We start from the raw sequence: 19,157 nt of genomic DNA on the forward strand, positions 1-19,157 counted from the left end.
CCCCGGTTCCTCTCCGACTCCTCTCCGGCCTGCGGAGGAATCGAGGCGGAACGGGACGTGTGAGTTCCGTGAGGCGGGGTATTCGAGCCAGCCGCGGCTGTTCACTCGAGCCGCTCTGGGACCCAGAAACCCATGAAGACCCAAATCCCGATCCATGGACGGAATCATGACCAGCCCTTCCGATGAAAACGTCTCCGCCACCCAGCAGGCCCTCGGCGAGCTGGCGGCCGACCGGGCGGACGAGTCGGCGCTGAACACCCTTGCCAACAGTGAGGTCCTCCTCCCCTCCGCCGAGACCGGAGAGGAGACGGACCCGCAGGCCGTGACCCTGCCCGTGTTCCAGCAGGAGGACGGCGCGCAGCTGGTACCGGTCTTCACCACTCCGGCCCGGATGCACCAGGCCCTGCCCCAGATCGAGCGGTACCACCTGGTGCCGCTGGGCGCGCTGGCCCAGGGATGGCCCTCCGAAGAGCTCTCGCTGACCATCGACGCGGGCGCCCCGGAGGCCGTCACCCTCTCGGCCACCGGCGTACGGAGCCTGCTCAGCGGCTCCGGTCCGGCCGCCTGACCCTCCCGCGGCGGCCCGTGCTCCCTCTCCATACGGGCACGGGCCGCGGCGACGCCTGATCGCGGCGGGCCGTTCGCTGATTGGCCACCGTCCCGGCTCATCGTCTACCGTCCTGTAGACAACTCATCACGGGAAGACACCGGCGGGACGGACCACGTGAGCGCGATCAACATCGGACAGGCCGTCGTACTCGGCGTCGTGGAGGGGGTCACGGAATTCCTCCCCGTCTCGTCCACCGGCCACCTCAAGATCACTGAGGGGCTGATGGACATCCCGGTGGACGACAAGTCCGTCGTGGCCTTCACCGCGGTGATCCAGGTCGGCGCCATCGCCGCCGTCCTGCTGTACTTCTTCAGCGACATCCGCCGGTTCGCCACCGCGTGGGCGCGGGGGCTGGTCAACCGCGAGGAGCGGTACCACCACGACTACAAGTTCGCCTGGTGGGTCATCTACGCCACGATCCCCATCGTGATCGTGGGCCTGGCGGCCAAGCCGCTGATCGAGGGCCCGCTCGCCTCCCTGTGGGTGGTGGCCGCCTCGCTGATCGTGGGCAGCGGGCTGATGTGGCTGGCCGACCGGATGGGCCGGCACAAGCGCGGGGAGGACGACACCAGCGTCAAGGACGCGATGCTGGTCGGCTCCTCGCAGATCCTCGCGCTGCTCTTCCCCGGCTTCTCCCGCTCCGGCGCCACCATGTCCACCGGCCTCATCCTCGACCTGGACCGGGTGGCCGCCACCCGGCTCTCGTTCTTCCTGGGCATTCCGTCGCTGACCGGCGCGGGGCTCTATGAGCTCAAGGACGCCATGGGCGGTGGCGTGGGCACGATGCCGCTCGCGGTGGGCACGGTGGTGTCCTTCGCCGTGGCCTACGCCTCGATCGCCTGGCTGCTGAAGTTCGTCGCCAAGCATTCGTTCAACGCCTTCGTGATCTACCGGATCGTGATCGGCGCGGCGCTGCTCGGGCTGCTCGGCGCGGGTGCCCTCAACGCCTGACGCCGTCGCCCCAGCGGCTCGCCGGATAGTCGACATAGCCGTCCGCCCCGCCGGTGTAGTACGTGCCCGGGTCGCCCGCCGCCAGCTCGCGGTCCAGGGCGAACCGGGCCACGAGGTCGGGGTTGGCCACGTAGTGGGTGGCGTAGGAGACGGCGTCCGCGAGCCCGGCCTCGATCACCGCGTTGCCGGTCTCCCGGCCGAAGCCGTGGTTGGCGATCAGTGGGCCGTCGAAGAGCCGGCGGTAGCGGGCGAAGGCGGCGTGGTCCGGGGCGGCGCCCGGCGCGGCGGGGGCCGGTCCCCGCAGATGCAGATAGGCCAGGGGGCACTCGCCCAGCTCGGCCACGAGCGCGTCGTAGTCGGCGAGCGTCCGCTCATCGGCGGTGAACCGCTCGGCGGTCCAGTACGGCGACAGGCGCACGCCCACCCGGCGGCCGTCCCAGGCCGCGGCGGCCGCGTCGACGATCTCCATCAGCAGGCGCCGCCGTCCGGCCGGGGCGCCGCCGTAGGCGTCGTGGCGGAGGTTCAGCCGTGGATTGAGGAACTGCGGGATCAGGAACGGGCCCAGCGCGTGGATCTCGACTCCGTCGAAGCCGGCGCGGCGGGCGTTCACCGCGGCCGCGCGGTACTCCGCCACCGTGTCCCGGATATCGGTGATCGTCATCTCCCGCGGGGTGACCGTGGCCCTGGGCCCGCCGGGGGTGAAGGTCCGCTCCCGGGGGTCGACCGCCGACGGGCCGGCCGGAAGGGCGCCCCCGAGGTGGTCGGGGTGCGAGACGGCACCGGTGTGCCACAGCTGCAGCACGATCCGGCCGCCGAGGGCGTGGACGACGTCGGTGACCCGCCGCCACCCGCCGATCTGCGCCTCGCTGTAGACACCGGGGACGTTCGGGAAACCGATGGCCCGCTCGCTCACCCAGGTCCCCTCGGTGATGATCAGCCCGGCCCCGGCCCGCCGGCCGTAGTAGTCCGTGTGCATGGCGTTCGGGACCAGCCCCTCGCCCGAGGCCCGGGCCCGGGTCATGGGGGCCATCACCACCCGGTTGGGCAACTGGAGGTCCCCCAGCTCCACGGGGCGCAGCAGCGGCTGGTCCAGAACGGTCGAACAGGTGGTGGTCATGGTGTCTCTCCTCGTCACCTCTGACGCGTGGGATACGTCGTGGTTACGTCTGAGGAAGTGACGGAGCGCGGCGAGGAAAGGTGACCGATGGACGGGCGGAAACCGGGGAACGGACGGCGTCGGCACCCGCAGGACGGGCTGGCGGAGCGCTTCGAGACCCAGCGCGGCCAGTTGCGGGCGGTCGCCTACCGGATGCTCGGCTCGCTCAGCGAGGCGGACGACGCCGTGCAGGAGACATGGCTGCGGCTCAGCCGCGCGGACGCCGAGGCGGTCGGGAACCTGACCGGCTGGCTGCGGACGGTCCTCTCCCGGATCTGTCTGGACATGCTGCGCTCCCGCACCGCGCGCCGGGAGGAGCCGGTCGGCCAGGAGCTGCCCGAGTTGGCCCGGGAGACCGGGGACGGCGGCGGTCCGGAGGACGAGGCGGTGCTGGCCGACTCGGTCGGCCGGGCGCTGCTCGTGGTGCTGGACACGCTGGGCCCGGCCGAGCGGATCGCCTTTGTGCTGCACGATGTGTTCGCGGTGCCGTTCGACCGGATCGCGCCCATCGTGGAGCGCTCACCGGTCGCCGCGAAGAAGCTGGCCAGCCGCGCCCGCCAGAAGGTGCGGGGCAGCGCGGCGGTGCCCCGCGCCGAACTGGACCGGCAGCGGCGCACCGTGGACGCCTTCCTCGCCGCCGCCCGCGGCGGCGACATGGCGGCGCTGCTCGCGGTGCTGGACCCGGATGTCGTCCGGCGCGCCGACCGCGCCGCCCTGCCCGAGGGGGTGCCCACGGTGGCCCGCGGCGCGCGGGCGGTGGCGGAGGAGACCGCCGGGTTCGCGCCGAGGGCGCGGTTCGCGGAGCCCGCGCTGGTGAACGGGTCCGTAGGGGTAGTCGTGGCCCCGCGCGGCCGGCTGCTCCTCGCCCTGACCGTCACCGTCCAGGACGGGAGGATCGCCGCGTACGAGGTGATCGCCGACCCCGTGCGGCTGAGCCGTCTGGAACTGGGCCTCCTCGACGACGTACGGCCCCCCGTAGCCTCGGACCATGGGTGATTTACTGCCGTATCTGATCGTGGCCGGTGTGCTCGCCGCGCTCATGGGCTTCCTCGGCTGGGTGGCGTCCCGCGGCCGGCGCCGTGGTGCCACCGGCGCGGCCCTGCGGGCGGCCCTGGCCTCCCACGACGAGGCGTTCCGGGTGACCGCGTACGACTCCCACCACGAGATCGTGGCGCAGGCGGAGCGCAAGGCGCCGATCCTCTCCCCCGACGGCCAGTGGACGCCGAGCCACACCCTGGCGGAGGGCCGCCGGTCCTCCGGCCCGCGGGCTCCCCGGGCCCGGCGGGGGCTGCTGCGCCGGTGGGGCCGCCGGGCGCGGAGGCGCTGAGGGCCCGGTGGGGCTAAGGAGCGCGGGCTGTTCCGCTCCCCGCCCCTTCCCGATACCAGGGCTCCGCCCTGGACCCCGGAGTTAAGGGGCGGGCGGCGGAGCCGCATACCGATGCCGCGGGAAGGGGCGGAGCCCCCATACGGGACCTGGGGCTGAGCCCCGATCCGGGGTCTGGGGCGCAGCCCCAGTTGTGGGAAGGGGCGGGAGGGGAACAGGCCACCGCAGGCGTACGCGTACCGCCGGACACCCTAGGACGTGGCCACGGGGTAGTCGGCCCCCAGAGTCACCTCGCGCCAGGTGTCGAAGGTGGCCCTGAGTCATTGACGGTCATGCGGAAGCGTCCTTCGTCGTGCTGCTCATGGGGTCGTGGGGCGCCTCCACCACGTCGGCGGTGAGGCTGCCCAGCAGGGCCAGCGCCTGCTCGGACGGGCTGCCCGGCTCGGCCTGGTAGACGATGAGCTGCTGACCCGGGGCGCTGTTCACGGTCAGCGCCTCGTACTCCAGTGTCAGCTCACCGACCAGGCGGTGCCGGAAGCGCTTGGTCTCATGGGTCTTCTGGCGGATGTCATGGCGGGCCCACAGCCGCCGGAAGGTTTCGCTCTTGAGCGACAACTCACCGACGACGGCGATCAGTTCGGGGTCCTCCGCGTCGATTCCGGCCGCCGCGCGGAGCCCGGCGACGGTGTTGACCGCGACCCGCTCCCAGTCGGGGTAGAACTCCCGCGCGTCCGGGTCGAGGAAGACCAGCCGCATCAGATCCCGGCTGTGGGTGTGCCCGTCGAACAGGGCCCCGCCCAGGGTGTTGTGGGCCAGTACGGTCAGACAGCGGTCCAGGACCACGGCCGGGGTCCGCGACCAGCCCTCCATCATCCGCAGCAGGGTCGGGCTCACCCGCTCCCGCCGCGCGGCCGGGCGGCGCCGACGGGGGGCCGGACGGGCCAGCCGGTGCAGATGGGCGACCGCGTCCTCCTCCAGCACCAGCGCCCGGGCCAGCGCCTCGACCACCTGCGCCGAGGGATGCCGCTCCCGGCCCTGCTCCAGCCGTACGTAGTAGTCGCTGCTGACCCCGGCCAGCAGCGCCACTTCCTCCCGGCGCAGCCCCGCCACCCGGCGCCGGTCGGCGGACGGGATGTCCACGTCCTCGGGCCGTACCCGTTCACGGCGGGCGCGCAGAAAGCGCCCCAGAGGGTTCTCGCTGTCCATGAATGCGAGCGTAGACCGGGGAAAGCACGGTCAGGGCCTCGTAAGGTGGCCGCGCTACTCCTAGTCTGGGACGGGGGGTGCCGCCCATGGATCACTACGGGGAGCGCAGGGTCGGCCGGGGGCCGGACGGTGGAGGCTGCCCGGTGCGGCGGGGGCCCGACGGGATCTGGCAGGTGTCCGGCTACGAGGAGGCCCGCGCCGTACTGCGCGCCACGGCCACCGTGCAGGCCGGGCTCGGCATCGAGACGGTGGAGAAGCTGCCGTCCCGGTTCCGGCGCCCGGTGCTCTACCGGGACGGCCCCGAACACCGCGAGGACCGGCGGCAGACCGCCCGGTTCTTCACCCCGCGCCGGGTCGACGAGCACTACCGCGAGGTCATGGTCGAGGCGGCGGAGGCACAGCTCGACACGGTCCGGGAGACCGGCCGGGGCCACCTCGCCTGCCTGAGTTTCCAGCTGGCCATCGAGGTGGCCAGTGCCGTGATCGGCCTGACGGAGAGCCGGCCCGGGATCCGGGCGCGGCTGGAGCGCTTCTTCCCCGAGAAGTTCGGCACCCCCGGGCTCACCAGCCTCCACGGAATCCGCTGGCTGGTGCGGCAGAACTCCAACTGGCTGCGGGTCTACTGGGGCGATGTCCGCCCGGCCGTACGGGCCCGGCGGCGACGGCGGCGCGACGACCTGATCTCCCATCTGCTGGACGAGGGGTGTTCGTCCGGCGAGATCCTGGGCGAATGCCTCACCTTCGCCGCCGCGGGCATGGTCACCACCCGGGAGTTCGTCAATGTGGCCGCGTGGCATCTGTTCGGCGACGCCACCCTGCTGACGCGCTACCGGGCCGCCGACGAGCCCGGCCGGATCGCGATCCTCCAGGAGATCCTCCGGCTCGAACCGGTCATCGGCCGGCTCCGCCGCCGTACCACCGCTCCGCTCCGGCTGCCCGGCGACGGCCGGGACCCGGGCGCCGAAGTGACGGTCCCGGCCGGGGAGTTGGTCGACATCCTGCTGCACCGCGCCAATCTCGACGCCCGTACGGTGGGCGAACGGCCGGAGCGGCTGTGTCCTGGCCGCCCGATGGCCACGGGCGCGGGGGCGCCGGGGCTGTCGTTCGGGGACGGCGCGCACAAATGCCCCGGGGCCACCATCGCACTCCTGGAGACCGATGTCTTCCTCAGCCGGCTGTTCGCCCTGCCCGGCATCCATATGGCCGCCCCGCCCGGGGTCGGCTTCAAGGACGGGATCGACAGCTATGAGCTGCGCGGCTGCACGGTCGTGCTGACGGGACGGGCCTGACCGGCCGGTGGCGGGCGCGGATCAGCGCCGGTACAGCTCCCGCCGTGCCGTGGTGAAGCGGGCGAGGGCGTCCGGGAGCGGGTCGATGCCGATGCCGGGCGCGGTGGGCACCGGGAGGTGGCCGTCCTGGAGGACGAACGGCTCGGTGATGTCCTCGGCGAAGTATCGGCCGGAGGCCGAGGTGTCACCGGGCAGGGTGCAGCCGGGCAGGGCGGCGAGGGCCAGGTTGGGGGCGCGGCCGATACCGGTCTCCAGCATGCCCCCACACCACACCGGGACGCCGTGGGCGGCGGCGAGGTCGTGGATGCGGCGGGCCTCCGGATAGCCGCCGACCCGGGCCGGTTTGATGTTGATGACCCGGCAGGCGTCCATCGCGATCGCGGACGCGGCGTCGCGCGCGTTGTGGATGGACTCGTCCAGACAGACCGGGGTGGTCAGCCGCCGCTGGAGCCGGGCGTGGGCGTGGAGGTTGTTCTCCTCCAGCGGCTCCTCGATGAGCAGCAGCCCGAACTCGTCGAGCTTCCCGAGGTGTTCCGCGTCGGCGAGGGTGTACGCGGTGTTGGCGTCGACCTGCAGCGGCAGCGCCTCGCCGAACCGTTCGCGTACGGCGCGCACCGGCGCCACGTCCCAGCCCGGCTCGATCTTCAGCTTGATGCGCACATAGCCCTCCGCGAGATACCGCTCGACGTCGTCGATCAGCTCGGGGAGGGAGTCCTTGATGCCCACGGACACTCCGGCGGGCACCCGCTCGTGGACCGAGCCGAGGAAGGTGGCGAGCGGCATGCCGTGGGCGCGGAGTTCGGCGTCGAGCAGCGCGGTCTCCAGCGCCGCCTTGGCCAGCTCATGGCCCTTGACGGCGGCCATGGCGGGGGCCAGGGCCGCGGTCGTGGGCATGGGGAGGGCGGCCACCCGGGGCAGCAGGAAGTCGCGGATCACGATCTCGGCACCGGCGACGAACTCCGCGCAGTACAGCGGCTCCGGGTCGGCGGCGAACTCCGACCAGCCCTCGGCCCGGTCCGTGACGATATGCAGCAGAAAGGTGTCCTTGCTGGTCATCGTCCCGAAGGAGGTACGGAAGGGGGTGATCAGCGGAAGGGCGACATGGAGCAGTTCGGCGCGTTCGAGCCTCATGGCCGCGGGTCCTCTCCGGGGGTGGTCGGGGTGGGGTTCCGGATGAGGCGGTACCAGCCGTCGCGGGACATCGCGGTGGCCCGGAAGCCCTCGGCGTACGCCTCGGTGAACACCTCGCGCACGGCGTGCCGCCAGCGCAGCGCCAGGGCCGGGTCGGCGGCGCGCAGCGCGACGATGTCCCCGGGCACCCTGCACCACAGCCGGTCCCCGTGGCGGGCGGCGAGCGGGCCGCCGTCGGGGGCGTGGCGGACGACCGGGGCGGCTGCCCGGCCATCGGTGTCGTCGGCGGGGGCGGTTGCGGGTGCGGGTCGGGTGCGGAGGTCCCAGCGGGCGGTGAGCCGGTCGCTCTCGTCACCGTCGTTCACCCCGTCGTTCATGGGGCCGTAGAGGTCGACCAGGTACTCGGCGCCGACGGCGCCCAGTTTGACCAGGTTGAAGCGGGCGTTACGGGCGACCAGCGGGTCGAAGGTCCAGCGCATGGTGTCGGCCCCGCGCTCCAGCGCCCAGCCGCGCTGGGCCTGTTTGACGGCGTGGCCGACGCCCCGGTCGGAGGCGGTGGCGGCGGCCACGAGCGAGTACGCCTCCCGGTCGGCCGGGGGGCCGAAGACCGCGACCGCGGCGCCGGACAGCCGCTCGCCGCCGGACCCGTCGTGCCCGGTGGTGTACGCGGCGTGCACCGCGCCGCCCGCGTGGACGACGCTGTGCAGCACCTCGGCCGGATAGGGCGGGTTGCTGCGCGGCAGCCGCCACACCTCGGCGAAGAAGTCGGCCACCGCCTGGACACCGGCCACGTCGTGGACGGTGCGGACGGCGACCCCGGCGGCGCGGGCGGTGGCGGTGGCCAGCGCCTCGGCGTCCATCGTCACTGATGTCATGGGCCCGAGTCTCCCGGGGCGTGCCCGCGTCCGGCTTGTCCAGACGCACAAGCGCGGCCTAGGGTCCTGTTGCGATCAGCCAATCGCCCCGCATGTCAGCCCCCTGGAAGGCCCGGTACCGCCCATGGACACCCGCACCCTCGGGGAGCTTCTGGACACCCTGGGCGAGCCCGCGCTGCGGCTGCTCACCGCCCCGTCCGGGCTGACCGCACCCGTCACCGAGGTGCTGCTGTACGACGCCCACGCCCCGTTCCCGGACCGGGCGCCCGGCGCCCTGCTGCTGGCGGTCGGGGTGCGGGCGGACGCGGCCGGGGCGCTGGTGGACGAGGCGGCGGCCGCGCGGATGGCGGGTCTCGTCGTACGTGGCGAGGGCGGGCCCCCATCCGGGCAGGGGCCCGCGGACGGGCACCGGCAGGGCCCCTCGTCCGGGCACAGGCCCGCGGACGGGCAGGGCCCCTCGTCCGGGCACGGGCAGGGCCCCTCATCCGGGCACGGGCAGGTTCCCGCGTCCGGGCAGGTTCTCGCGGACGCCGTCGCCCGGGCGCGGGACCGGGGGCTGGCCCTGCTCACCGTGGACGAGGACGCCGCCTGGCACCATGTCCATCTGCTGCTGGCCGGGGCGGTCGGGGCCCGGCCCGCCCCCGCGGGCGGCGCCGCGCTCGGCGATCTGTTCTCGCTCGCGGGCGCCGTGGCCACGGCCGTGGGCGGCGCCACCGTGATCGAGGATCCACGCCAGCGCATCCTCGCCCACTCCACCATCCCCGGCCAGCCCGTGGACGAGCCCCGGCGCCAGGGCATCCTGGGCCGTCAGGTGCCCGGCAGCCCGGAGAACACCGAGCAGTACCGGGTGCTGTTCGCCTCCCCGGGCCCGGTGCGCCTGCCCGCCCTCAGCGCCGGGGAACTGCCGCGGCTCGCCATCGCCGTACGGGCGGGCGGTGAGACCCTCGGCTCGCTGTGGGTCGTCGACGACGGGACCCTCGCACCGGACGCCGAGGAGGCGCTGGCCCAGGGCGCCTCCACGGCCGCCCTGCTCCTGCTGCGGGCGCGGGCGGCACAGGAGCTGTCCCGCCATCTGACCGGCGATCTGCTGCGCCGTCTCCTCGACGGCACCGCCGAGCCCGCCGCCACCGCCGAGCGCCTGGGGCTCGCCCCCGGCACACCGGTGCGGGTGGCCGCCTTCGCGCTGGAGGGCGCGGCGGCCGCGCCGGACGGGGAGCAGGCCGCGCTGCGGCTGCTGGACCTCGTACGGCTGCAGTGCGAGGCGCGCTACGGACGGCATGCCTGTGTGCTGGTCGAAGGGGTGGTGTACGCGCTGCTGCCGGTGGCCGACGGGCGGGCCGGGGAGCGGCAGCGGCGGCTGGCCGAGGACATCGTGCGCCGCGCCGGGCAGGCGCTGAGGGTGCCGGTGCGGGCCGGTCTCGGCGATGTGGTGCCGGAGGTGGCGGAGGTCCGCGGCTCGCGGGAGGACGCCGATCTGGTGCTGCGGGTGCTGGGCCCGGGAGAGACGGTGGCCGCCCTGGAGGAGGTCCGGGCCCGCGCCGTACTGCTCCGGCTCGGCGAACTCCTGGGCGAACGGCGGGAGTTGGCGGCCGGGGCATGGCGGGGCATCGTGGCGTACGACGCCGGGCACGGCACGGACTACGCCCGGACGCTGGTGTGCTGGCTGGACGCCGGATGCGATATGGCGCGGGCGGCGCGGCTGCTTGCGGTCCACCCCAACACCTGCCGCTACCGGCTGCGGCAGGCGCGAACGCAGCTGGGCATCGACCTGGACGACCCGGATGAGCGGCTGGTGCTCTGGCTCCAGCTGCGCACCCTCGCCGGGCTGCGGGGCACCGGCGCATGACGGACCGCCGGCACACGGGGACGGGTCAGCCGAGCCACCCCATGAGCCGCGCCTCGCACTCCCGCAGCTGCCCCACCGGCACGTACTCACCCGCGGTGTGGGCCAGGGACGGGTCGCCGGGGCCGTAGTTGAGCGCCGGTGTGCCGAGCGCGGCGAAGCGGGCGACATCGGTCCAGCCGAGTTTGGGGCGGGGCGCCACGCCGAGGTACGTCACGAGCGAGGCGGCCGCCTCCTGGTCCAGGCCGGGGAGGGCGCCCGGGATGTTCTCGGTGATCTCGACCTCGTACTCGGGGAAGAGGTCGCGCACGTACGCCTCGGCCTCCTCCGGCGAACGGCTGGGCGCGAACCGCAGGTTGACCGTGATCACGCACAGATCGGGCACCACGTTCCCGGCCACGCCCGCGCGCACGGCCACGGCGCTCAGCCCCTCCCGGTACTCCAGCCCGTCGATGGTGATCCGCCCGGCGGTGTGGTCGTCCAGGCGCCGCAGCACGGCGGCGGCGCGGTGGGCGGCGTTGACGCCCTTCCAGGCGCGGGCGGTGTGCGCCCGCTCGCCGCGTACGGCGATGTCCGCCATCAGCACGCCCTGGCAGCCCGCCTCCACACCGGCGTCGGAGGGCTCCATGAGGATCGCCAGATCGGCCTCGAGCAGCTCGGGGCGTTCCGTGGCGATCCTGGCCAGGCCGTTGCGGTCGGCGGCCACTTCCTCGCATTCGTAGAACACGTAGGTGATGTCGTGCGCGGGCGCGGGGAGTGCCGCCGCGAGCCGGAGGGCGACCGCGACTCCGCCCTTCATATCGCAGGCCCCGAGGCCGTACAGCAGTCCGCCGTCCAGCCGGGACGGGAGGTTGTCCGCGGCCGGGACGGTGTCCAGGTGCCCGGCGATGACCACCCTCCGGTCGCGGCCCGAGCGGGTGCGGGCCACGACGGAGTGGCCGATCCGCTCGACGGTCAGCCACGGCAGGGCACGCAGCGCGCTCTCCACGGCGTCGGCGAGCGGGGCCTCATGGCCGCTTTCCGAGGGGATGTCGACCAGGGCGCGGGTGAGCGCCAGCACATCGGCGGTGGGGTCGAGCGGGGTCATGGGGTGGTCTCCGGTTCGGGGGCGGGGCGGTTGAGGGTGGAGTGCCGGATGCCGTAGAGCCCGTAGATCGCGAGTCCGACCGCCATCCAGGCGCCGAAGGCGATCCAGGTGCCGGCCCCGAGCCCGGACATCACATACCCGCAGCAGGCCACTCCCAGCAGGGGTGTCACGGGCGCGAGCGGCACCCGGAAGCCGCGTGGCGCGTCCGGCTTGCGCCGTCGCAGGATCAGCACGGCCAGGTTGACCAGGGCGAAGGCGAAGAGGGTGCCGATGCTGGTGGCGTCGGCGAGGTCGCCGAGCGGGATGAGCGCGGCGAGGAGGGCGACGAAGGCGGAGACGACGACGGTACCCGCGCGCGGCACCCCGGTGCGCCGGTGGACCCTGGAGAAGAGGCCGGGGACGAGCCCGTCGCGGGACATCGAGAACAGGATGCGGATCTGCCCGTACTGCACGGTGAGGACCACGCTGGTGGTGGCGACGACCGCGCCGATGGACAGCAGGATCGGCCACAGCTCGCCGCCGCCGACGGAGTGGACGAGGACCTGGCTGAGCGTGGCCTCGGTGCCCTCGAACCGCCGCCAGGGCATCGCGCCGACCGCCGCCAGCGCCACCGCGCAGTACAGGGCGGTGACCAGCCCGAGCGAGAGGACGATGGCGCGCGGCAGATCGCGCTGTGGGTTCTTGGCCTCCTCCCCCGCCGTGGAGGCGGCGTCGAAGCCGATGTAGGAGAAGAAGAGCGAGGAGGCGCCCGCGGTCATCCCGGCCGTGCCGAGAGGGAAGAGCGGCCGGAAGTTCCCGGCGTGGAAGGCGGTGAAGGCCACCGCGCAGAAGATGACGAGCGCGGCCAGCTTCACCGCCACCATCACGGTGTTGACCACGGCGCTCTCCCGGGCGCCGCGCAACAGCACCACCATGGCGAGGACGACGATGGCGGCGGCGGGGACGTTCAGTACCCCGCCGTCGCCGGGCGGGGCGGCGAGCGCGTCGGGCAGGGTCCGGCCGACGGTCAGCTGGAGCAGTTCATTGACGTACTGCCCCCAGCCGACCGCGACCGCGGCCACGGAGACGCCGTACTCGAGGATCAGACACCAGCCGCACACCCAGGCCACCAACTCGCCCAGGGTGGCGTAGGCGTAGCTGTACGAGGACCCGGCGCCCGGGATCATGCCCGCGAGCTCGGCGTAGGACAGGGCGGAGAACAGCGCGGTGACCCCGGCGAGGACGAAGGAGAGCACCACGGCCGGGCCCGCCTGGGGCACCGCCTCGCCGAGCACCACGAAGATCCCGGTGCCGAGCGTGGCGCCGACGCTGAGCAGGGTGAGCTGGGTCAGGCCCAGGGTGCGGCGGAGCGGACCGCCACCGGCCTCGGCGACCAGCTCCGCCACTTCCCGGCGACGGGTCAGCCTGCCGACCGGGCCGGTGGCCCGCTCCGGGGCCCGCCGGCCGTGCGATGGTGTTCGCACACCGTTCACATTGCCTCCCTTGTCCGCTCCGCCGCGCTGTACGGCCCCTGATGATGCGGAAGGGAGCGGGCGGGGAGGTGCACGCATCGGCCAAAGACCCGCCCATGGCTTTGACCGTTCGGCCAACACCCGGGAAAACGGAAATCTCTACTGACGACTTCCGGCGCTGAGCCCGTCCAGGGTGAGGTCGAGGAGCCGGTCGGCCTGCTCCCGCTGTTCGGGCTTCCCCGAGACGAGGGCGATGCCGGTGAGAGCGGCGAACATGTCGGTGGCGCCGATGTCCGACCGGATCACACCGGCCGTGACGGCGGCGTCCATCAGCCGCGAAAGCGCGTCCTGGATCATCTCGTGGCTCTGGGCGTACGGATTGACTCCCGACGCGACCACGCCCCGCAGCGCGTCCGCCATGCCCAGTTTGGCGTTGGCGTAGTCCATGAAGCGGGCCAGCCACGTCCGCAGGGCCTCGCGCGGGGGCAGGGTCGCCAGCAGTTCGGGGGCGGCGGCGCAGAGCCGGGCCAGCTCATTGCGGTAGGCGGCCTCGATCAGCAGCTCGCGGGTCGGGAAGTTCCGGTAGAGGGTGCCGGTGCCCACGCCCGCCTCCTTGGCGACGCGCTCGAGGTGGGCGTCCAGCCCATCCTCGGCGAACACCCGGACCGCGGCGGAGAGGATCTTCTCCCGGTTGCGCTGTGCGTCGGCCCGCAGCGGGCGCCCTGGATCCCTGGCCATCGGCGACTCTCCTCATTCCCCGGTTCCTTCCCCGGTTGCTAAGTGGAGGAGCACCCACTTAATGTGGGGTGAAGTGGCGGCGCCTCCACTTCTCACTGTAGGCCATCGCCGCCCGCTCCTTTTCCCTGCCCTCGCGCAGTTCTCTCCGGAAGGAACCCCCATGACATCGGGTATCGAAGGCAAGGTCGTCGCCATCACGGGCGCGAGCAGCGGCATCGGCGAGGCGACCGCGCTGCTGCTCGCCGAGCGCGGCGCCAGGGTCGTCCTCGCGGCGCGGCGGTCGGACCGCATCGAGGCACTGGCGGCACGGATCGCCGGGGCGGGCGGCGAGGCCGTCGCCGTCGTCACGGATGTGAAGCGGCGCGCGGATCTGTCCCGTCTGGTCACGACGGCACGCGAACGGTACGGAAGGCTGGACGTCCTGGTCAGCAACGCCGGTATCAGCCCGATCTCCGCCCTCGACGATCTGCGCGTCGAGGACTGGGAGGCGATGGTCGACGTCAACGTCAAGGGGGTGCTGTACGGCATCGCGGAGGCCCTGCCCGTCTTCCGGGAGCAGGGCTCCGGGCATTTCGTGCACACCCTCTCCACCGCCGGGCTGACCATCGTCCCGACGATGGCGGTCTACGCCGGCACCAAGAACGCCGTGCGCGCCATCTCCGAAGGGCTGCGCCAGGAGGCCGGTGAGACGCTGCGGGTGACCACTGTCTCACCGGGGTTCATCCGGACGGGGCTCGCGGATTCCATCACCGACTCGGACGCGAGGAGCGGGATCCAGGCCCGCATGGACAAGATCGCGATCTCCCCGGACGCCATAGCCCGCGCCATCGCGTTCGCCATCGAGCAGCCGGCCGGTGTCGACGTCGGCGAGATCGTGGTCCGGCCCACCGCACAGAGCTGAACTCCGCGCCCTCAACCGGCTGGTGCGCGGCCGGTGCCCAGGAGCGCGGCATGGACGGCCGCGGTGAGCACCACGGCCGCGAGCGTCCATGAGATCCAGCCCCCCGGGTCCGGCAGCCACTGCCGTCCGAGCGCGATCGGATAGATGGCCACCGCGTAACCGGCGGGTACGGTACGCGGCACGATCCCCTTTCGGGCGGCGCCGAGGAATAACAGCGGCGCCAGCAGCCCGGCCGAAAACACCACGCCCACCACCCACAGCACGCGGTGCCGCCGACTGCCGTACAGAGCGGGCCGTGCGGATGTTCCAGGGGAATATTCGTTCACGATCGCCTTTCGTTCGGCGCGGAGTGCAGACGATTGAGTGCGTGACGTGCGCTCACGGCACCGATACCGTCCAGATCACGAAGCTGACGCGCGGAGAAACCGGAAAGCAGTTCGAGATTATCGATACCAGCTCTGAGTAATGCATTGGCCAAACGATGTCCGATTCTGTCGTGTCCGAGGGCATCGAAGAGTTCGCCTCCCTCGCAGGAACCGCAGCGTCGTCCGGGCGCGCTCGGCGCGATTTCCCGGGCGCCGCACCCACCGCACATATCGATCACCCGGCCATCCCATCGCGCCCTCGACCAGCTCATTTGGACGATGACTTCGCGAAGCGCGCCGACGCTGTCGGCCGCTGAGGAGGAATGGGTGGCGCCACAGATGTCACATCGAATGGTGATCGAATGGCTCATGTGAGCATGATGGCAGAGAGCCTCCTCACGAGCCTTCCCCGTCATCGCTTTGCGGCCGCTCGGCCGCCCATGGGGACATGCGTTTCTCACAACCGCTTGATGACAAATGCGACTGTTATGCCGCCCGGAGTGGTGAAAGCGTGAGCTAACAGTGGACAGCGAAGAGTCCGGGGGGAGTCCGCGCGAGCCGTTGTCAGCGGCTTGAATCCCGTCTGCACAACGGGGAACGCACCAGCGACAATCCGGTATCCGGCCAAGTGCTGTCACCGCGAGCCCCACCGGGCTCACTTCACCGACAACGGAAACGGCTGGGTGATGACAGACAACGGGACGGACAAGGGTGCGGCCGATACCAGGGGGCGCCGTCACCGGAGATGGCGCTTATCCGCGGCGCTGGGTCTGACGGCGGTGCTGGTGGGCGGCGGGATCGCCGCCTTACGGACGGCCGGCTCGCCCGCGTCCGATGCCTCCGAGCCCGCGGCCGCCGTCGCCTCACACTCCGGCCGGCTGACATCCGGGGAATCGCGCGAGGCGTCCCGTATCGCCGTCGACGCCGCCACCCGGCCCGGGACCGCGAAGGACCGTCAGAAAGCCACGAAGAAGAGCGACGGCGAGCGGAACGCCGCGGGCGGCCCCGGCGCCGAGCCGCTGGACACCCGCCGTCCGCCCCGGGCCAAGTCGGCGTCCTCCGCCACCGACGGCCGGGCCGAGGTCCAGCTCTACGACTACGCCTCGGACACCCTCATCACCCGGCTGGTCGACCTGCGCTCCCAGAAGGTCCTCGACTCCACCCGTCAGCACGGTGTCCAGCCGCCTCCCACCCTGGCCGAGGCCCGCGAGGCGGTGAAGGTCATCCTCGCCGACCGCCGGCTCGGCCCGGGGATGCGCGAGTCCTACGCCTCGCAGACCGGGAAGCGGCTGACCTCGCCCGCCCAACTGCGCCTCCAGAGCATGTCGTTCCTCGGCTCCCGGGCCGCGGGGGTGGACGGCGCCCGGAAGGTGTCCCGGTGCGGTGAGCACCGGTGTGTGCAGCTGTTCGTGCGCATTCCGGGTGGCAAGTGGATCGACACCAGCCGGATCGTCATCGATCTGTCGGCCAGGCGCGCCGCCGTCATCGGCCTGTGAGGGGAGCCTTGTCCGTGTCCAGTCTGTTTCGGCGTGCCCGGGTGTTTCGACGTGCCCAAGTGTTTCGGGCCCGGGTGTTTCGGCGTGCCCGGGTGCTGATCGCCGTGGTGGGATTGCTGGCCCTGTGGGTGCCGGGCCCGGCCTCCGCCGCGCCCGCGAGGGCCGCGGCGACCCCGTCCTGCCCCGCCGCGGATCGCATCGACAAGACCCTCAAGAACGGTGCCCGGTGGCAGATGTGCTGGGACATCGACCGCAACACCGGTGCGGTGCTGAGCGATGTGACCTACACCCCGAACCGCTCCACCCCCACCCGGGTCCTCAAGAGCGCCTCGCTGGCCGAGGTGCATGTGCCCTACGACAGCGGCCAGCCGCGCTTCTACGATGTCTCGTCGATCGGCTTCGGCGATCTGGAGCAGGGCACGCTCACCCCCCTCAGCGCCAAGGACTGCCCCAACGGGCGGCTGCGCGACTTCCGTGACACCCCGGTGCTCTGCGTCGAGGAGCAGCCCCGCCCGTTCGCCTACAAGAGCGCCGTGGAGAAGGGCGTGCTGCACGGCACCGACCTGGTCGTCTTCTCGGTCTCCGAGATCGGCTGGTACGACTACATCACCGAGTGGCGCTTCTCGGACGACGGCTCCATCACCCCCCGGTCGGGCGCCACCGGAAGCCTCTCGCCGTTCCAGTTCTCCGACGCCAGCAGCGGCTGGCCGACCGGCGTGGGCTCCACCCGGTTCAGCGAGAACCACTCGCACAACATCTTCTGGCGGCTGGACTTCGACGTCGACGGACAGTCGAAGAACACCGTGGAGCAGTACGACTACCTGGGCAGCGGTACGGCCAAGCGCACCACCAAGCGCACGGTGTTCTCCCGTGAGACCGCGGCCGACCTCGCGCCCACCCGCTTCTGGCGGGTGGTGAACCGCGCCGCCGAGAACGCCGACGGCCACGCCAAGTCCTGGGAGATCGACAACCACCAGAGCGATCAGTACCGGGGGCCGCACGAGACCGAGGAGTTCACCCACCACGACATGTACTTCACGCAGTACCGGGAGTGCGAGCGGCTGGCCTACGGCAACACCGCCCCGGACTGCGCGACCTCGGTCGACAAGTACACCGGCGAGGAGAAGCTGACCGACCCGGTGGCCTGGGTCAGCGTCGACTTCCACCATGTGCCCAGGGACGAGGACCAGGACCCCATGCCCACCCACTGGCAGGGCTTCAGGATCGTGCCCCGGGACGTCACGGCCTGGAGCCAGTTGCCATGACCAGGCCCCCGTCGCCCGTCCCGTCCCCCGGCAAGGAGTGCACCGTGTTACGTACGACCCCGGCCCCGTCCGGCGAGGAGCGGTCGAAGATACGCCGCGTCCTCGAGGACCGGCTGACCGCCCTGGCCCGCGCCCATCAGGTGCCCGGCGCCCAACTCGCCCTGCACAGCGGCGGAACGACCGTCGCCGTGGAGACCGGAGTCCTGGACGCGGACACCGGCGAGCCGTGCACCGCCGACGCGGCCGTGCCCATCGGCTCCATCACCAAGGCGTACACCGCGACCGTGGTGATGCTCCTGGTGGCGGACGGCGATGTGGAGCTGGACGACCGGCTCGGCGACCATGTGCCGGAGCTGCGGCGGGCCGGTCCGCCGTGCACGGTGCGCCAGGTGCTCAGCCACACCGCGGGCCTTCCGTCCGGGCCCGACTCCGACCAGGTGGCCTCGCTGACCGCGGCGCGCTATCTGCTGGACCACTGCACCGACCGCACCCTGGTGATGCCCCCGGGGACGGACTTCTCCTACTCCAACGCGGGCTATGTGGCCGCGGGCCGGCTGATCGAGACGGTCACCGGGATGAGCTGGCAGGAGGCCGTGCGGTCCGTTCTGCTCGATCCGCTGGGCACCGTGCCGTCCTTCGTCGGCACGGCCGGCGCCCCGCACCGGCCCACGGCGCGCGGCCACTCGGCCAACAAGGCCACGGGCAGAACACGGCCGGTGCGGCAGAACCTCGCCCCCGCCGAGGCCGCGGCCGGCGCTCTGAGCGCCAGTGCCCTCGATCTGGTGGCGCTGGGCCGGGCCCATCTCGGCGACGGCACCGCGGGATCGCTGCCCCGCGAGCTCGCGGAGGAGATGCGCCGCCCGGTGCCCGGCGCCGACCCCGGTGTGCTGGCCGACGGCTGGGGCCTGGGCTGGGCGCTCTTCCGGCACGGCGACACCCTGTGGTTCGGGCACGACGGCAACGCCCAGGGCACCTCCTGCTTCCTGCGGGCCGATCCCGCCACCGGGGCGGTGGTCGGCTTCACCGCCAACGCGGGCACCGGCACCGAGCTGTGGCACGAACTCCTCGACGTCCTGGGCGAGATCACCGGCGTCCGGGTGCCCCCGACACCCGCCCCACGGCGCCTGGCCACCCCCATGGCCGCGACCTCGCAGTGCACCGGGCTCTATCTCAACGGCGACATCGAGTACCAGGTGACCATCAGCGACGGTGGCGGCCTCGCCCTGTCCGTGGACGGCGACCTCCCCGCGCCGCTGGTCTGCCACGAGGACCTCACCTGCGATCTGGTGGACCCCTCCTCCGGACGCCGGCTCCCCGGCGGACGCTTCGTCCGCGATCCGCGGACCGGCGCCGTGGACCGGATCCAGCTCTCGGGCCGGATGGCCCGTAAGAGCGCCCTGGTCTGAGGTCCCCACCGCCCCGCACCCGGCCGTTCTCCCCACAGCTCCCCGGCCGGGCGCGGGCGCACC

19 protein-coding genes are annotated in these 19,157 nt (G+C 72.7%); 10 read left to right on the forward strand and 9 right to left on the reverse strand.

The features are described from left to right. Window positions 1-166 precede the first annotated feature (166 nt). Both NP777_RS03755 and NP777_RS03760 read left to right on the forward strand, forming a co-directional pair. Window positions 167-568, forward strand: a complete 402-nt coding sequence (locus tag NP777_RS03755) for an SseB family protein (protein WP_037964666.1) — start codon at window positions 167-169, stop codon at window positions 566-568. A gap of 156 nt (window positions 569-724) precedes the next feature. Further along, entirely contained in the window at window positions 725-1,561 is an 837-nt protein-coding gene (locus NP777_RS03760) for an undecaprenyl-diphosphate phosphatase (RefSeq protein WP_256648546.1), read from the forward strand. Here the strand turns inward: NP777_RS03760 and NP777_RS03765 are convergent. Then, window positions 1,551-2,678 carry an alkene reductase gene (locus NP777_RS03765; RefSeq protein ID WP_256648547.1) on the reverse strand — a complete coding sequence of 376 codons (1,128 nt, stop codon included), beginning with the start codon at window positions 2,676-2,678 and terminating at the stop codon, window positions 1,551-1,553. The genes NP777_RS03760 and NP777_RS03765 overlap by 11 nt on opposite strands. Window positions 2,679-2,765: 87 nt before the next feature. Here NP777_RS03765 and NP777_RS03770 point away from each other — a divergent pair, with 87 nt between their 5' ends. Next, a complete protein-coding gene (locus NP777_RS03770; RefSeq protein WP_256648548.1) occupies window positions 2,766-3,713 on the forward strand; it encodes a sigma-70 family RNA polymerase sigma factor in 948 nt (315 codons plus the stop codon). Beyond that, window positions 3,706-4,044, forward strand: coding sequence for a hypothetical protein (locus tag NP777_RS03775; protein WP_256648549.1), 339 nt, complete (start codon window positions 3,706-3,708; stop codon window positions 4,042-4,044). The genes NP777_RS03770 and NP777_RS03775 overlap by 8 nt, the downstream gene beginning before the upstream one ends. Before the next feature lie 327 nt (window positions 4,045-4,371). Here the strand turns inward: NP777_RS03775 and NP777_RS03780 are convergent, their stop codons facing one another. Further along, window positions 4,372-5,247, reverse strand: coding sequence for a helix-turn-helix transcriptional regulator (locus NP777_RS03780; protein ID WP_256648550.1), 876 nt, complete (start codon window positions 5,245-5,247; stop codon window positions 4,372-4,374). An 86-nt stretch (window positions 5,248-5,333) separates the two neighbouring features. Here NP777_RS03780 and NP777_RS03785 point away from each other — a divergent pair, with 86 nt between their 5' ends. Beyond that, on the forward strand, window positions 5,334-6,536 hold the full coding sequence (locus NP777_RS03785; RefSeq protein WP_256648551.1) for a cytochrome P450: 1,203 nt from the start codon (window positions 5,334-5,336) through the stop codon (window positions 6,534-6,536). Window positions 6,537-6,557: 21 nt separating this feature from the next. On the opposite strand, the gene menC is transcribed toward NP777_RS03785, so the two are convergent. Continuing rightward, window positions 6,558-7,667, reverse strand: coding sequence for an o-succinylbenzoate synthase (gene menC / locus NP777_RS03790; protein WP_256648552.1), 1,110 nt, complete (start codon window positions 7,665-7,667; stop codon window positions 6,558-6,560). Further along, complete coding sequence (locus tag NP777_RS03795) at window positions 7,664-8,542, reverse strand: chorismate synthase (protein WP_256648553.1); 879 nt, start codon at window positions 8,540-8,542, stop codon at window positions 7,664-7,666. Before NP777_RS03795 ends, menC begins: the two co-directional genes overlap by 4 nt. Before the next feature lie 124 nt (window positions 8,543-8,666). On the opposite strand from NP777_RS03795, the gene NP777_RS03800 reads away from it, so the two are divergent. Beyond that, window positions 8,667-10,388, forward strand: a complete 1,722-nt coding sequence (locus tag NP777_RS03800; RefSeq protein ID WP_256648554.1) for a PucR family transcriptional regulator — start codon at window positions 8,667-8,669, stop codon at window positions 10,386-10,388. Window positions 10,389-10,413: 25 nt separating this feature from the next. Here the strand turns inward: NP777_RS03800 and dapE are convergent, their stop codons facing one another. From dapE to NP777_RS03815, 3 genes are all read right to left on the reverse strand, one after another. Further along, on the reverse strand, window positions 10,414-11,472 hold the full coding sequence (gene dapE / locus NP777_RS03805; RefSeq protein ID WP_256648555.1) for a succinyl-diaminopimelate desuccinylase: 1,059 nt from the start codon (window positions 11,470-11,472) through the stop codon (window positions 10,414-10,416). Beyond that, window positions 11,469-12,935, reverse strand: coding sequence for an amino acid permease (locus NP777_RS03810; protein ID WP_391858448.1), 1,467 nt, complete (start codon window positions 12,933-12,935; stop codon window positions 11,469-11,471). Before NP777_RS03810 ends, dapE begins: the two co-directional genes overlap by 4 nt. A 147-nt stretch (window positions 12,936-13,082) precedes the next feature. Beyond that, on the reverse strand, window positions 13,083-13,661 hold the full coding sequence (locus NP777_RS03815) for a TetR/AcrR family transcriptional regulator (RefSeq protein ID WP_256648557.1): 579 nt from the start codon (window positions 13,659-13,661) through the stop codon (window positions 13,083-13,085). A 160-nt stretch (window positions 13,662-13,821) separates the two neighbouring features. Between NP777_RS03815 and NP777_RS03820 the strand changes: the two genes are divergently transcribed. Then, window positions 13,822-14,562: an SDR family oxidoreductase gene (locus NP777_RS03820; RefSeq protein WP_256648558.1), complete on the forward strand. Its 741-nt coding sequence runs from the start codon at window positions 13,822-13,824 to the stop codon at window positions 14,560-14,562. 11 nt (window positions 14,563-14,573) lie between these two features. Here the strand turns inward: NP777_RS03820 and NP777_RS03825 are convergent, their stop codons facing one another. Both NP777_RS03825 and NP777_RS03830 read right to left on the reverse strand, forming a co-directional pair. Beyond that, window positions 14,574-14,888: a hypothetical protein gene (locus tag NP777_RS03825; protein WP_256648559.1), complete on the reverse strand. Its 315-nt coding sequence runs from the start codon at window positions 14,886-14,888 to the stop codon at window positions 14,574-14,576. Further along, window positions 14,885-15,298, reverse strand: coding sequence for a helix-hairpin-helix domain-containing protein (locus NP777_RS03830; RefSeq protein WP_256648560.1), 414 nt, complete (start codon window positions 15,296-15,298; stop codon window positions 14,885-14,887). The genes NP777_RS03825 and NP777_RS03830 overlap by 4 nt, the downstream gene beginning before the upstream one ends. A gap of 315 nt (window positions 15,299-15,613) precedes the next feature. On the opposite strand from NP777_RS03830, the gene NP777_RS03835 reads away from it, so the two are divergent. The 3 genes from NP777_RS03835 (at window position 15,614) to NP777_RS03845 (ending at window position 19,094) form a co-directional block, all read left to right on the forward strand. Continuing rightward, complete coding sequence (locus NP777_RS03835) at window positions 15,614-16,423, forward strand: hypothetical protein (protein ID WP_256648561.1); 810 nt, start codon at window positions 15,614-15,616, stop codon at window positions 16,421-16,423. A 92-nt stretch (window positions 16,424-16,515) separates the two neighbouring features. Continuing rightward, on the forward strand, window positions 16,516-17,688 hold the full coding sequence (locus tag NP777_RS03840; RefSeq protein WP_256648562.1) for a copper amine oxidase: 1,173 nt from the start codon (window positions 16,516-16,518) through the stop codon (window positions 17,686-17,688). Window positions 17,689-17,732: 44 nt separating this feature from the next. Continuing rightward, the gene (locus NP777_RS03845; RefSeq protein WP_256648563.1) at window positions 17,733-19,094 is read left to right on the forward strand and encodes a serine hydrolase domain-containing protein; all 1,362 of its coding nucleotides are present in this window, start codon (window positions 17,733-17,735) and stop codon (window positions 19,092-19,094) included. Window positions 19,095-19,157: the final 63 nt, after the last annotated feature.

The organism is Streptomyces rugosispiralis, assembly GCF_024505145.1.
Lineage (GTDB): Bacteria > Actinomycetota > Actinomycetes > Streptomycetales > Streptomycetaceae > Streptomyces > Streptomyces rugosispiralis.